Origin of the sequence: Salegentibacter tibetensis (assembly GCF_020164485.1) — a bacterium.
Taxonomy (GTDB): Bacteria; Bacteroidota; Bacteroidia; order Flavobacteriales; family Flavobacteriaceae; genus Salegentibacter; species Salegentibacter tibetensis.
On the sequence record NZ_JAIQZA010000005.1, the window covers coordinates 81780 to 96431 of the forward strand.

Genomic DNA, 14652 nt, shown 5'->3' on the forward strand with positions numbered 1-14652 from the left:
AAAAAAACACCTCCACATAGGGCGCACTTTTTTGTTTCGTTTTACTTGTATCCGACGAACGCAGTGAGAGGAATACACGCAAAAAATGAAAAAGGAAACTTCCAAACCAGGTAAGTTGCTTTTTGAATTATAAAAAAACAAACCTAAATATCAGGGTTTTAAAAATACGTCAATGGTAATTCATTTCAGAATCTAAGATATTGATAATCAAAACATGTTAGAAGCTGAAAAAATCAGCTTGACGAAATTAGACTTTTAAGACAGCCTCTTTATATTCTTAAAGAAATCAATTTATTTTACCTGGTATCTCCAGTTGTGCTTGTCTTCTGCCTGGTTATATTGAATTTTCATAAGGCGGTCTTTAAAGGATTTTCCGTAGGAGTCTTCCATTTTTGGTAGCTCAAACTTCTCTCCTTTATATCCAAATCCGGCGATAGGATTAATCACCGTTGCAGTACCTGAACCAAAAATCTCTTTTAGTTCGCCTTTTCTGGCAGCTTCAACAACCTCAGAAACTGGTACTCTTCTAATTTCAACCTCAATATTAAGGTCTCTGGCAAGATCTATCACACTTTTTCGTGTTACCCCGTCTAAAATTCTATCGCTGGTAGGAGCGGTAATAAGCTTGTCTCCAATTCTGAAGAAAATATTCATTGTTCCGGCTTCTTCTAGATAATCGTGCGTATTGGCATCGGTCCAGATTATTTGCTGGAAACCGGCTTCTTTTGCAAGATTGGTAGGATAAAATTGCGCTGCGTAATTTCCGGCAGCTTTGGCAGCACCAACACCACCATCGGCAGCACGGCTGTATTTTTCTGAAAACTGAACCCTCACTTCGCCGCTGTAATAAGCCTGGGCGGGAGAGCAAATAATCATAAATTTATATTTGGTTGAAGGATTGGCAGAAACACACTCTTCGGTAGCAATTACAAACGGACGAATGTAAAGCGAGTTGCCAAAACCTTTTTTGATCCAGTCTTTTTCCAGTTTTAATAATTCTTCCAATCCGTTGAAGAAAAATTCTTCAGGAAATTCTGGAATTGCCAACCTGGCGCTGGATTTATTGATTCGTTTATAATTTTCGTCGGGTCTAAAAAGCCAGATTTGGTCATCTTCATCTTTATAGGCTTTCATTCCTTCAAAAACGGCCTGCCCGTAATGAAATACTTTAGCCGAAGGATCCAATTGAATAGGTCCATAAGGCTTGATTTGAGGATTTTGCCATTGTCCATTTTCATAATCACACACAAACATATGATCGGTGAAAACTTCGCCAAAAACCAGATTGTCGAAATTTACTTCTTCAATTTTAGATTTTTGGACTTTATTAATCTCGAGCTGGTCAGTATCGTATTTCATTATCATAAGTTTAGTTAACAAATTTACCTAAATTAAAACAGAATCAAAATCTAAAGTTTTGGTAAATTTGTTTGCCGGCAAGTTTTTAACTAAAAATAAGAAAATGAGAAAGATAGCGTCAATATTAGCCTTATCGCTAATTTTTATAGCCTGTAAAAACGAAAAATCCAATAATGAAGCAGAAGTTTTAGCCGAAGCAGATCCTGTTTCCTATAATTCGTTTGGAGCTGAAATAACGGTTGAAAATTCCTTAAATTCAGCTGAAGCGTTAGAGAAATTTGATTCGCTGAAACCTGGCGATACTTTAGAGCTTAAATTTGCTTCAAAAATCAACAGCGTTTGTAAAATGAAAGGTTGCTGGATGATTTTGGAACTTCCGGAAGAAGAAGATATAAGGATTACCTTTAAGGATTATGGATTTTTTGTACCGAAAGACAGCGAAAACACCGAGGTGATCGTAGAAGGGAAGGCCTTTTTAAATGAAATGTCAGTTGAGGATCAAAAACATTATGCTGAAGATGAAGGAAAATCTAAAGCTGAAATAGCTGCGATTACTTCGCCTGAAATCACCAAAGCTTTTATCGCTAAGGGGGTACTTTTAAAAAAATAATTTGGAAAGGAAGATAATAAAAACCGGCGATGGCTCGGTAACCATTCATTTGAGCGAGTGGGATGAGCAATATCATTCTAAGCACGGTGCGATACAGGAAGCCCGGCACGTTTTTATAAAAATGGGGCTGGAATATTGGGTGGGGCTAAATAAAGGAAAGGAGCTTGCTATTCTGGAAATAGGATTTGGTACCGGCCTTAATGCTTTCATCACTTTTCTTGAGTCTAAAAAAAATCAGCTTGATATAAATTATACAGGGGTAGAGGCATACCCGGTTTCTGAAAATGAAATAAGGGAATTGAATTATGCCGAAATGCTTTCAGCAGAAAATCAGGTAAATTCTTTTCATAAAATGCACGAAATTACCTGGGATGCACCCGTAGGTATTTCTGAAAATTTTCAGCTTGTAAAACAACAAAAACGCTTTGAACAAATTGAAGATGTCAATAAATACGATCTGGTGTTTTTTGATGCTTTTGGAGCCAGGGTTCAACCCGAACTTTGGACAGAAGAAATCTTCAATAAAATGTTTTCCGCGATGAAAAGCAAGGCCGTTTTGGTAACTTATTCGGCAAAGGGGAGTGTAAGAAGAGCTATGCAAACGGCAGGTTTTATGGTTGAACGGTTGCCAGGCCCTCCTGGAAAACGGGAAATGTTAAGAGCATTTAAAAAGTAGCCGGTTTTGCTGTTAAATCAGTAATAATATTTAGTAGGGGTTTATTCTTGTTGCTATCTTGTAAAGAAAAATGCGAGTATTAATCACAGGAGCTACCGGTTTAATTGGATCTAAAATCAGCCAGTTATGTCAGGAAAAGGGGATGGAGATATATTACCTTTCAACCAGCAAAGATAAACTGGAAAATGAAACAAATTACAAGGGGTTTTACTGGAATCCTGATGAGAATGAAATTGATAGCAGGGCGTTAGATGGTGTTGATGCCATTATAAATCTTGTGGGCGCCAGTATTGCCGAACGATGGACACCCGAACAAAAAGAGAAGATCCTTAAAAGCCGTACCGACACGGCAAATTTACTTTATACATGTTTACAGGAAAATGTGCACCAGGTAAAACACCTGGTTTCAGCCAGTGCTATAGGCGTATACCCGAGTTCTCTTGAGAAATTATATACTGAAGAAGACCAGGCAGTAGATGATTCCTTTGTAGGAGAAGTGGTGGTTAAATGGGAGGAAGCCGTAGATAATTTTAAAGATCTGGGAATTGAGGTCGCTAAAATTAGAATTGGATTGGTACTTGCCGAAAAAGGCGGAATGCTTCAGAAGCTTAAAGAGCCGGTGAATTTTAATGTAGGTTCGCCGCTTGGTAGTGGGAAACAATGGCAATCCTGGATTCATATAGACGACATTAGCGGCATATTTTTGTTCGCACTAGAAAACGAGCTTAACGGCGTTTACAATGCCGTGGCACCAAACCCGGTTACCAATAAAGAATTGGTGAATGAAGTGGCGTCCCAAATGGGAAAACCGGTGTGGTTACCTAATGTGCCTAAAGTAGCCCTTAAACTTGTGTTAGGGGAGATGGCGCACCTCGTTTTATCCAGCCAATTGGTGAGCAGCGATAAAATAGAACAGGAAGGCTACTCTTTTCATTATGTAAACCTTGCAAAGGCCCTGGAAGATTTGATATAGTATTTCAAGACATAAAAGCATAAAAAAGGCTGCCAAAATTTTGGCAGCCTTTTTTAATAATCAAAATTATAAATCGTCTTAAGCTTTAGTAGCTTTTAGGTTGATTTTTAGAGTAACATCGTCACTTACAAAGTTATCTCCAAGTCCGTCAAAAACAGATTTAGAACCAAAATTCACATTCCAGTTTGTTCTGTCTATAGTGAATTCTTCACTGGTAATTTCAATACTGTCATCAGATTGGTTAATGTTAACAGGGAAAGTAATGTTTTTAGTTTCCTCTTTAATAGTAAGGTTACCAGATAACATTTTTTGACCGTTTTCTTCAGTAATATCAGTTACTTCAAAAGTAGCTTCAGGATATTGAGTAGCGTTAAAGAAATCACCTTCTTTACCTTCTACGGTTCCCATTAAGTGAGCTTCAAGATCTCTTTTGTCATCTCCTTCAAGATCGGTCACGTTAATAGATTGCATATCAATTACGAAATTTCCACTTTCAATAATGCTATCGTTAGCGCTAAAAGTACCTTTAGTAAGTTTTATTGTCCCGGTATGCTTTCCGGTTGGTTTACTTCCTTCCCACTCAATAGTAGAAGCCGATGTATCTACCTTAAACTCCATAGCTTCTGCCTGAGCAGTTGCTGCGTCTTTAGCTTCTGAAGTTTCTGCTTTATTTTTATCGTTCTTACATCCTACAACCGCAGTTAAAAAAGCTGCAATCACAAAAGTGCTTAATATTGATTTTCTCATTTTTGTTAAATTTTAATTTATTTAGTTTGCAAAATTACGCAAAGTTAAATTACGTAAATGCTAAATGTTTACTAAATATTATGAGTGACATTTTGACATCGAATCATTATTGGCAATGATTTTGACCCGTTCAGGCTGTATTAAAATGCATAAAAATGAGCAAGAAGAAAAAAGATATAAGCGAAGAGCAAAAAGACCAACCTGTAAAAGATCAGGTTGAAGATATTTTAGATGAAGCTATAGACGAGGTGGAAAAAGAAAAGGAGGAAAGTAAAAGTGAAGAGAATGGAGCTGAACTTACTGAAGATGAAAAGCTGAAAGAAGATATTCAAAAGGAAAAAGATAAGTTTCTGCGCCTATTTGCTGAGTTCGAAAATTATAAAAGAAGAACTTCAAAAGAGCGTTTAGAGCTGTTTAAAACTGCCAACCAGGAAGTAATGACAGCCATGTTGCCAGTTTTAGACGATTTTGACAGGGCATTAAAAGAAATTCGCAAATCTGGAGATGAAAATTTAGTCCACGGTGTTGAGCTTATACATAATAAATTTAAAGAAACGCTTAACAGCAAAGGCCTGGAAGCAATGAATGTGAAAGAAGGTGACGCCTTTGATTCTGAAATTCATGAGGCTATTACCCAAATTCCTGCACCTAAAGATAAGCTTAAAGGCAAGATAGTTGATGTAGTTGAGCGAGGTTATAAACTGGGGGAACGTATTATTAGGTTTCCTAAAGTAGTAACCGGCAAATAAAAGCTTTTTTAGAATTCGCAAAACGAGACCATGAAAGAAGATTATTACGACATATTAGGCATAAGTAAAGGCGCTTCAACCGCCGAGATAAAAAAGGCGTACCGAAAAATGGCCATTAAGTACCACCCAGATAAGAACCCGGGAGATACTGAGGCTGAAGAAAAGTTTAAAAAATCGGCGGAAGCTTACGAAGTACTTAGCAATGAAGACAAACGAGCCCGTTACGACAGGTTTGGCCACCAGGCATTTGAAGGTGGCGCCGGTGGTGGCGGTGGCTTCGGCGGAATGGATATGGACGATATATTCAGCCAGTTTGGAGACATCTTTGGCGGAGGTGGCTTCAGCGGTGGCGGAGGCTTCTCTGGTTTTGGTGGCGGTTTTGGCGGTGGCCAAAGACGCGCAAAAGGAAGTAACCTTAGAATTAGGGTGAGTCTTACTTTAGAAGAAATTGCCAATGGTGCCGAGAAAAAGATAAAAGTAAAAAGGAAGGTTCAGGCGCCCGGGACTACTTATAAAACCTGTACTACCTGTAAGGGAACCGGCCAGGTAACCAGAGTAACCAATACAATTTTAGGTAGAATGCAAACTGCATCTCCCTGTACGGCCTGCAGCGGTTCTGGCCAGATCATAGACCAGAGACCACCTGAGGCAGATGCCCATGGTTTGGTGCAAAAAGAAGAAACGGTTTCTATTAAAATTCCTTCGGGAGTTGAAGATGGAATGCAGCTAAAAGTTGCCGGAAAAGGGAACGATGCACCCGGAAATGGAGTGCCTGGAGATTTATTGGTAGCCATAGAAGAGAAGGAGCACCACAGCTTGCAACGAGAAGGAGATAACCTGCATTACGATTTGTATATCAGTTTATCTGAAGCTGTATTAGGTTCTTCAAGAGAAATAGATACCGTTACCGGAAAAGTAAGAATTAAGGTAGAAGAAGGAGTACAATCTGGAAAGATCCTTAGGCTTAGAGGAAAAGGAATTGGTAATCTTAATGGTTATGGAAAAGGAGATTTACTGGTTCATGTAAATGTTTGGACCCCAAAAACACTAAATAAAGAACAACGCGATTTCTTTGAAAGAATGGCTGAAGACGAGAACTTCCAGCCGAATCCGGAGAAAAGTGATAAGTCATTCTTTGAAAAAGTTAAAGATATGTTTTCTTAGAACCCCAGTTTTAAGAAAAAATTTATATATTTGGTTATCACTAAGTCTTTTAGTGACAATTTTTCTTTTTCATAGCAATTTTTTTCCCATCCTTAATTTATTAAGGGTGGGTTTTGTTTTTAACAGGATGGTTAAATCTATTATAAACTTTTTTAAAATAAGCTGTCCTATAGTTGATTATGTGATAAATTACTGAAAATCAACTAAATAAATTATTATGAAAAAATTAAAAATTTTATTGTTCATTATTTTTGGACTAACAGCTATTACAGGATTTTCCCAGGAAAAATTTTTTGATGGAGTTGGGGACACAGGTGCCCATACGGTAGTAGAACTCGCAGAATCTGATGAAAGGTTCTCAAGATTTTTGAGTTTGCTTAAAGCATCTGGAGTGGATACCTCTATAGAATATACGGAAGGTTATACTATCTTTATGCCAACCAATGAGGCTTTTGGTGAGATGGAAATAGAAAAACTTAACAAACTCAGCGAGCCCGACAACCAGATTAAATTGATAAATTTCGTAAGAAACTACATCCTTCCCACAAAAGTAAACCATTATGAATTTGAAGATTCTCAGGTGATTGATTTTGAAGGAGATCAGAGTTTCAAAGTTAGTACCACCGGGGAAACAGTATATATTGGAGGTGCACAGATTATTCAAAGCGATGTAGAGGCCGAAGACGGCATAATTCACGTTATTAATAAGTTGGTTACTCCTGCCTCTACCTTTTAAAGTAGATTAAAAAGAAAAGGAAAATTTTAAGCATAGGCTTCCAGAGATGGAGGCCTTTATTATTCAGAATAATTGAGCCAAAATATTATACCTCATTTTTCAAGCTAATTTTTTAATTTAAATATCTTTACACTTCAACATTGCTTTATGGAAAACCTCTTAGTAGCAGAAAATATTTATAAGCAATTTGGCAATTTTACTGCACTAAACAATGTGTCTATCGCTATTCCCCGCGGAAGTATTTTTGGTCTTTTAGGACCTAACGGGGCAGGAAAAACCACTCTACTTCGTATTATTAACCAGATTACCATGCCCGATAAAGGCCAGGTTTTTCTTGATGGTAAGCCATTGCACCCCGATGATATTGCTCATATTGGTTACCTGCCGGAAGAGCGGGGACTTTATAAATCTATGAAAGTTGGGGAGCAGGCACTTTACCTGGCGCGGCTTAAAGGTTTATCTAAAGCAGAAGCCAAAGAACGGCTGGAATATTGGTTTAAAAAGCTTCATATTGAAGGTTGGTGGGATAAAAAGATCCAGGAACTTTCTAAAGGAATGGCGCAAAAAGTACAATTTATTATTACGGTTTTACATCGTCCTAAATTGCTGATTTTTGATGAACCCTTCAGCGGATTTGATCCTGTAAACGCGGGTTTAATTAAGAACGAGATCCTCCAGCTTAAAGAAGAAGGAGCTACCATTCTTTTTTCTACCCACCGTATGGAAAGCGTAGAAGAATTATGCGATTATATGGCTTTGATACATGAATCTAATAAATTATTAGACGGTAAGGTTTCAGAAATAAAAAGAGCATACAAATCCAATACATACGAAGTAGGCCTGGAAACAGAAACAGAAGACCTGCTTTTGGCAGATTTAAAGGAAAGATTCGTGATAGGCAATACTAGTTTTAAAAGTATTAACGACGACCTCAAATTAACTATTCAGCTTAAAGATGGAGAAACTCCAAATCAGCTTTTAAATTACCTTATTGGGAGGGCCAGCATAAATCATTTTGTAGAAGTTATACCTTCAGTAAACGATATCTTTATTAAAACTGTAACTCAAAATGCGTAATCTAAAGCTAATAATTCAGCGGGAATATCTAGCGCGTGTAAGGAATAAAACCTTTATTATCATGACATTCTTGAGTCCGTTGATTTTGGTAGGAATGTTTGCCTTAATCGCTTATTTAAGTATGCTAAATAGCAGTGAGCAACGTATTATTGGTTTGTATGATGAGACCGAAATGTTTTCTTCAGAATTTAATGATCAGGAACAGGTTCAGTATTTAGACCTTTCAGGAAAGTCTCTTGAGGAAGCAAAAAAAATGGTGAATGAACAGGATTATTACGGGCTTATTTATATTCCTGAAAATATTAACAGAGATCTGGAAGGTGTTCAATTCTTCGGAAAAGAATCGCCCGGCCTGGGAACCATACAAGCAATAGAAAAAACCATTGCCGATAGGCTTACCCGGGAAGAACTTATTGAACGTGGGATTGATGTTAACCAGTTAAATGAGGCTAAAACAGAGGTGAGAATTGAAATCCAAAATTTCTCTGGAGAACGCACCTCTAAAATGTCTAATTACATAAAAATGTTTTTTGGTGGCGCTGCGGGATATTTACTTATGATGTTTATTATCATTTACGGCAATATGGTGATGCGTAGTGTAATTGAAGAAAAAACCAACAGGATTATTGAAATTATAGTTTCTTCTGTAAAACCCATCACACTTATGATGGGGAAAGTACTGGGAACATCTTTAGCCGGTATTACACAATTCACTATTTGGGTACTTCTGGCCGGCGTTTTAGCAATTACGTCATTTTATGTTTTAGGGATAGATGTATTTACTGTTCAGAAATCACAATTAGAAACCGTTGAACAAATAGCGCAACCCGAAATTGCCCAATTGGTAATGGATGTACTTAATTTGCCAATTCTAAGCCTAATTATATTTTTTCTAATTTATTTTATTGGGGGATACTTTTTATACAGTGCTATTTATGCGGCAATTGGCGCGGCGGTAGATAGCGAAACCGATACCCAACAATTTATGTTTCCGGTTATTTTGCCATTAATGCTGGGAATTTATGTGGGATTCTTCTCTGTAATCGAGAATCCGCATGGGAGCGTTTCTACTATTTTCTCTATGATCCCGCTTACTTCACCTATTGTGATGCTTATGCGTATCCCGTTTGGGGTCCCATGGTGGGAATTAGCAATCTCAGTAGGGCTATTGATCATCACCAATTTTGGAGTGATCTGGCTTGCAGCTAAAATATACAGAGTGGGAATTCTTATGTATGGTAAAAAAGCCAGTTACAAAGAACTATTTAAATGGCTTAAATATTAGAAATGCAAGAACAGGGGAAATCAGAAGCGATCAAAGAGGTTGTAGAAGAGGATATTTGGGGTAGCCTGGTAGATTTCTGGAATTTTGTTGTTTTCGATTATGAAATTGGGGGTTCCCAACAGCAAATTACGATAGGTCTAATTTTCCTGGTGATTTTCGCTTTTGTAATTACCAGTATTGTTCTTAGGGTAATTAGATCGTTCATCACCGGGAAACTAGCAAAGCAAGACAAACATAAGTTTATAAGCGTATTTAAGTTTATTAAATACTTTGTCTATTTGGTGGTAATTTTAATGTCCTTGAGCTCTGCCGGAATAAATATTACGATACTTTTAACAGCTTCGGCTGCACTTTTTGTTGGTATAGGTTTAGCTTTACAAGAGCTCTTTCAGGATATTATTGGAGGGGTTTTTATAATTATAGATAAGTCGCTTGTGGTAGGAGATGTTATTGAAATGGAAGGCAGGGTTGGCCGCGTTTTTGAAATAAAACTGAGAACCACCCGCGCTTTAACCAGAGACGATAAGGTGATGATTATTCCTAATCACAAGTTTATTAGCGATGTAATCTATAATTATACTCAAAACCACGCAACCACAAGGGAGGGAGTTCAGGTTGGAGTTTCTTATGGTAGTGATACGCAAAAAGTAAAGGAAATTTTGCTGGAATGTGCTAAAGAAAATAAAAATATTGTGAAAAGCCCTGAGCCCTTTGTTCTTTTTGATGATTTTGGAGATTCAGCCCTGGTTTTTTCCCTGCATTTTTATGTAACCGATAGTTTTGTAGACCCAAAAATAAAAAGTGAACTTAGATTTAAGATAGATGAAGAATTCAGGATAAATAATATAACAATTCCTTTCCCACAGCGGGATGTGCATTATTATCCTACCCAAAACCCAAATCAAAATTTACCAAATAATGAATAAGACCCTTAAATTTATAACTTTCCTTTTGCTGGGAGTTGTAACTTTTCCGGTAATGGCGCAATCTACAGATCTAGCGCGAATAGAATACACCTATTTTCCGCAGTCAGATTCAGATAATTCATTTCGAAGGTTTAGAACTTTCGTGAATTTCCCTATTAAGCTTAATGAAAATGATGCCTATCTGATTCCGGGGGTGGAATACAGAAATGTAAATTTTAAATATAGAAATGATGAAGCCTTTTCCACCAATAACCTGGATCGATTCCAGTCATTCACCGGAAAAATAGGTTATACTTTTAAAATGAATGATTTATGGCGTTTTGGAGCCGAAACAGGAGTGAAAATAGCTTCTAACTTTGCGACCAGTGAGTTGGCAAAAGACGATTTCATTTACACCGGTTCAGTATTTTTCATAAAGATTAAAGAAGATGAGCGTTATATAGAACCCTGGCGCCTAATTCTGGGTTTAAGTTATTCTACAACTACAGGATTTCCGTTTCCTCTGCCTGTAATAAATTATTATAAACGTTTTGATGAAAAATGGTCTTACGGTTTAGGAATTCCAAAAACCAACCTTGTGCATTACTTTAACGACAAACATCAGGTTCAGGGTTTTGTAACCTTAGATGGTTTTTTCGCAAACATTCAGCAAAATTTTAATCCCTATCCTCAAACAAATCCCAATGCAGACAGGCTGGCAGAGAGTATGTCTATGACCATTGTATTAAGTGGTTTGGGCTATCAATATAATTTTACCGATCATATCTCTTTCTACCTCTATGCCGGATATACGGTTTTGAATGATATTAGATTAAGAGACAGTGACAGGGAAAACCTTTATACAATAGACGACAAGAACACATTCTACGCCCGTAGTGGCTTAAAATTTAGTATATTATAATATGGCACGTATTTTATTAATTGAAGATGAAGCAGCAATAAGAAGGGTTTTAGTGAAAATTCTTACTGAAGAAAGTAAAAACTATGAAGTTGAAGAAGCCGCAGATGGTCTTGAAGGAACTGAAAAAGTAAAGGATGGAGATTTCGACCTTGTACTTTGTGATATAAAAATGCCCAAAATGGATGGGGTAGAAGTTCTGGAGGCTATTATGAAAATTAAGCCTGAAATCCCCGTGGTGATGATCTCAGGTCACGGTGATCTGGAAACTGCTGTGAATACAATGAAAATGGGCGCTTTTGATTATATCGCTAAACCACCGGATCTTAACCGACTATTAAACACGGTAAGAAACGCGCTGGATAGAAAAGAGCTGGTAGTAGAGAATACACGGCTTAAGAAAAAAGTGAGCAAGAATTTTGAAATGATTGGGGAGTCTGAAGGAATTCAGCGAATCAAGGAACTCATTGAGAAGGTTGCTCCAACCGATGCCCGTGTTCTTATCACTGGCCAGAACGGTACTGGTAAAGAATTAGTAGCTCACTGGATACATCAAAAAAGCGACAGGTCTAAAGGGCCAATGGTAGAAGTAAACTGCGCAGCTATTCCCTCAGAATTAATAGAAAGCGAACTTTTTGGACACGTAAAAGGTGCGTTTACTTCAGCAAATAAAGATCGCGCCGGTAAATTTGAAGTTGCGAATGGCGGAACAATTTTCCTGGATGAAATTGGTGATATGAGTCTTTCGGCGCAAGCCAAAGTTTTAAGGGCTTTACAGGAAAGTAAAATCTCCCGGGTGGGTAGCGGAAAAGATATTAAAGTAGATGTACGGGTTGTTGCAGCAACGAATAAAGACCTGAAAAAAGAAATTGAAGAGAAGAAATTCAGGGAAGATCTTTATCACAGGCTGGCGGTTATTTTAATTGAAGTGCCGTCGCTAAACGAACGTCGAGAGGATATTCCTTTGCTTATAGATTATTTTAGTGAAAAAATTTCAGGGGAACATGGTTCTGGTAAAAAAGAGTTTACTGAAGATGCTTTAGAGATCCTTAAGAATTACGACTGGCGCGGTAACATACGTGAACTTCGTAATGTAGTAGAACGCCTAATTATCCTTGGAGGTGAAAAAATTACCGAAGAAGACGTAAAACTTTTTGGAAGTAAATTTTAAAGAAAATTAATTCTGATCTTTCGGCGGGGGAGTGTACCTTAAAAAGTACATGGTATCCCCGCTTGGGTGTTGCCATTCGTGGAATAACTTAAACCCAAAACGCTGATAAACCAGGGCGTTTTTGCGCATTCTGGTTTCAGCATAAAGAGGGATTTGGTATTCCTTTGCCTGGCGGTAAAATTCGTCTTTCATTTCTTTTCCTACCTGCGTGTCAGCACCACGGGATTCAGCTAAAATTCCCCAGAACCAGCAGTATAAGTATTCGCTGTTTTGGGGGCGTTGCTTTTTGATGTAATTCTGGTTTTTAACAATGCGGTAAGCATTTTTTATTCCGGTAACATTTAAAACCAAACCAATTTGTGTCCAGATATCTTTCAGGAAACTATCTTCTTTCTTGCTGGTTTTAAATAAAATAGCAATTCCCATTCGGTTTTCAGAGATAATAAGAGCGTCTTTTTCAATGGCTTTTTCCACCATATGCGTGGCAAGGTATTTAAATCGCTTATGGCGGTCTCCTCCCTTTTTAACGATGTCCATAGATGATGGGATTTCCTTTAAAAGGCTGGTAACCTTAGCGATGATCTCTTCTTTCTCTTCTTTGTTCAAACTACTAAAATTTAACGGCGAAGATATAAAATTTATCCTTTTTGTAATTGCCTGTAAGGCGGTTAATATTCATCGTGATTTTGAGGCATATTCTTTGCTTGTCAATTAGCTGAGAATAATTTTTGAGGAAATTTTCTGAAAAATTTCAGGATTAAAATAGAAGCTTCCGAAGTAATAATTATTTTCGTGATTCATAGTTTAAAAAATTAAATCCCATTCCCTCGATGAAACGATACATTTTCGCTTTTTTTTGCTTCGTATTTACATTAAATATTAACGCCCAGGCAAACGAAACTAAAGAAGATTCTCTTCAAATTCGTAAATTATATGATGCAGCCCTTATTAAGGGGAAGGCGTATGATTGGCTGGATCACCTTTCCAATAATATTGGCGGGCGCTTATCGGGCTCATTAAATGCCCAAAAAGCAGTAGAATATACCAAAGCACAACTGGAAGAACTTGGCCTGGATAAAGTATGGCTGCAACCGGTAATGGTACCAAAATGGACGCGTGGCGCACGTGAGCACGCTTATATCCAAACAGGCCCGGGAATGACTACCGAAGTTAATATAACTGCCCTTGGAGGTTCTGTAGCTACAGCTGTAGGTGGTTTAAAGGCTCAGGTTATAGAAGTGCAGGGAATTGAAGACCTTGAAAATTATAAAGATGAAATTAAGGGTAAAATCGTTTTCTATAACCGCCCGATGAAACCGGAGCTTATCCAAACCTTTGAAGCTTATGGTGGTTGTGTAGATCAGCGTTACTCTGGTGCCGAAGCTGCGGCAAAATATGGTGCTGCAGGTGTAATTGTTCGTTCATTAAGTCATAAAATTGATGAATATCCACATACTGGTTCTATGAGTTATGGCGATTTGCCGGATAGTCAAAGAGTTCCCGCTGCTGCGATTAGTACCAAAGATGCTGAATATCTATCCGGAATTTTAAAGCTGAAAAAAGACCTGGAATTTTACTATAAATTAAGTTCGGAAAATCACGGGGAAGTACAATCCTACAACGTAATTGGCGAAATAACCGGAAGCGAATTTCCCGAAGAAATTATGGTAGTGGGTGGCCACTTAGATTCCTGGGATTTAGGAGACGGTTCTCATGATGATGGTGCCGGGGTAGTGCAGTCTATGGAAGTGTTGCGATTATTTAAAGAAACCGGTTATCAACCTAAAAGAACTATAAGGGTAGTGCTGTTTATGAATGAAGAAAACGGTTTACGTGGTGGAAATAAATATGCTGAGGTAGCACATAGCAAAAACGAAAACCACATTTTTGCCCTGGAAAGTGATTCCGGCGGATTTACACCTCGAGGCTTTTCTTTTGAAGCCGATGATGCCCAATTTGCCCAAATTGAAAGCTGGAAACCACTTTTTGAACCTTATCTAATTCATTATTTTGGAAGAGGTGGTAGCGGTGCAGATATTGGCCCTTTAAAAAAAGGAGATATAGTCCTTGCCGGACTTAGGCCAGATTCCCAAAGATATTTTGATCACCACCACGCAGCAACTGATACTTTTGAACACGTAAACAAGCGTGAGTTAGAATTAGGAGCCGCTACAATGACTTCACTAATTTACCTGGTAGATAAGTACGGAATGAAACGTATTAACCTTGAAAAAGATCAAAAACTTTAAGCTGAAAATTTAATTATTCTTTATCCGATTTA

General features: G+C 37.7%; 15 protein-coding genes. 12 read left to right on the forward strand and 3 right to left on the reverse strand.

What is annotated here, in order from left to right; genetic code table 11:
- Nucleotides 1–291: 291 nt before the first annotated feature.
- Nucleotides 292–1359 carry a branched-chain amino acid aminotransferase gene (locus LB467_RS03885; protein WP_224472715.1) on the reverse strand — a complete coding sequence of 356 codons (1068 nt, stop codon included), beginning with the start codon at nt 1357–1359 and terminating at the stop codon, nt 292–294.
- Nucleotides 1360–1462: 103 nt separating this feature from the next.
- Here LB467_RS03885 and LB467_RS03890 point away from each other — a divergent pair, with 103 nt between their 5' ends.
- The 3 genes from LB467_RS03890 (at nt 1463) to LB467_RS03900 (ending at nt 3618) form a co-directional block, all read left to right on the forward strand.
- Entirely contained in the window at nt 1463–1969 is a 507-nt protein-coding gene (locus LB467_RS03890) for a DUF4920 domain-containing protein (protein ID WP_224472716.1), read from the forward strand.
- A gap of 1 nt (nt 1970) precedes the next feature.
- On the forward strand, nt 1971–2645 hold the full coding sequence (gene mnmD, locus LB467_RS03895; protein ID WP_224472717.1) for a tRNA (5-methylaminomethyl-2-thiouridine)(34)-methyltransferase MnmD: 675 nt from the start codon (nt 1971–1973) through the stop codon (nt 2643–2645).
- 70 nt (nt 2646–2715) lie between these two features.
- The gene (locus LB467_RS03900; RefSeq protein ID WP_224472718.1) at nt 2716–3618 is read left to right on the forward strand and encodes a TIGR01777 family oxidoreductase; all 903 of its coding nucleotides are present in this window, start codon (nt 2716–2718) and stop codon (nt 3616–3618) included.
- Between the two features lie 78 nt (nt 3619–3696).
- Here the strand turns inward: LB467_RS03900 and LB467_RS03905 are convergent, their stop codons facing one another.
- Entirely contained in the window at nt 3697–4365 is a 669-nt protein-coding gene (locus LB467_RS03905) for a YceI family protein (protein ID WP_224472719.1), read from the reverse strand.
- A gap of 155 nt (nt 4366–4520) precedes the next feature.
- Here LB467_RS03905 and LB467_RS03910 point away from each other — a divergent pair, with 155 nt between their 5' ends.
- The 8 genes from LB467_RS03910 to LB467_RS03945 all read left to right on the forward strand — a co-directional run bounded on the left by LB467_RS03910 (nt 4521) and on the right by LB467_RS03945 (nt 12371).
- On the forward strand, nt 4521–5114 hold the full coding sequence (locus LB467_RS03910; protein WP_224472720.1) for a nucleotide exchange factor GrpE: 594 nt from the start codon (nt 4521–4523) through the stop codon (nt 5112–5114).
- 30 nt (nt 5115–5144) lie between these two features.
- Nucleotides 5145–6278 carry a molecular chaperone DnaJ gene (gene dnaJ / locus LB467_RS03915; RefSeq protein WP_224469098.1) on the forward strand — a complete coding sequence of 378 codons (1134 nt, stop codon included), beginning with the start codon at nt 5145–5147 and terminating at the stop codon, nt 6276–6278.
- A gap of 217 nt (nt 6279–6495) precedes the next feature.
- Nucleotides 6496–7014 carry a fasciclin domain-containing protein gene (locus LB467_RS03920; protein ID WP_224472721.1) on the forward strand — a complete coding sequence of 173 codons (519 nt, stop codon included), beginning with the start codon at nt 6496–6498 and terminating at the stop codon, nt 7012–7014.
- Nucleotides 7015–7161: 147 nt separating this feature from the next.
- Entirely contained in the window at nt 7162–8091 is a 930-nt protein-coding gene (locus LB467_RS03925; protein ID WP_224472722.1) for an ABC transporter ATP-binding protein, read from the forward strand.
- Complete coding sequence (locus LB467_RS03930; RefSeq protein ID WP_224472723.1) at nt 8084–9376, forward strand: ABC transporter permease; 1293 nt, start codon at nt 8084–8086, stop codon at nt 9374–9376. The genes LB467_RS03925 and LB467_RS03930 overlap by 8 nt, the downstream gene beginning before the upstream one ends.
- Before the next feature lie 2 nt (nt 9377–9378).
- Nucleotides 9379–10302, forward strand: coding sequence for a mechanosensitive ion channel family protein (locus tag LB467_RS03935; protein ID WP_224472724.1), 924 nt, complete (start codon nt 9379–9381; stop codon nt 10300–10302).
- A complete protein-coding gene (locus LB467_RS03940; RefSeq protein WP_224472725.1) occupies nt 10295–11203 on the forward strand; it encodes a DUF6268 family outer membrane beta-barrel protein in 909 nt (302 codons plus the stop codon). Before LB467_RS03935 ends, LB467_RS03940 begins: the two co-directional genes overlap by 8 nt.
- Nucleotide 11204: 1 nt before the next feature.
- A complete protein-coding gene (locus LB467_RS03945; RefSeq protein WP_224472726.1) occupies nt 11205–12371 on the forward strand; it encodes a sigma-54-dependent transcriptional regulator in 1167 nt (388 codons plus the stop codon).
- 6 nt (nt 12372–12377) lie between these two features.
- On the opposite strand, the gene LB467_RS03950 is transcribed toward LB467_RS03945, so the two are convergent.
- A complete protein-coding gene (locus LB467_RS03950; protein ID WP_224472727.1) occupies nt 12378–12977 on the reverse strand; it encodes a hypothetical protein in 600 nt (199 codons plus the stop codon).
- Between the two features lie 224 nt (nt 12978–13201).
- On the opposite strand from LB467_RS03950, the gene LB467_RS03955 reads away from it, so the two are divergent.
- Complete coding sequence (locus LB467_RS03955) at nt 13202–14620, forward strand: M20/M25/M40 family metallo-hydrolase (RefSeq protein WP_224472728.1); 1419 nt, start codon at nt 13202–13204, stop codon at nt 14618–14620.
- Nucleotides 14621–14652: the final 32 nt, after the last annotated feature.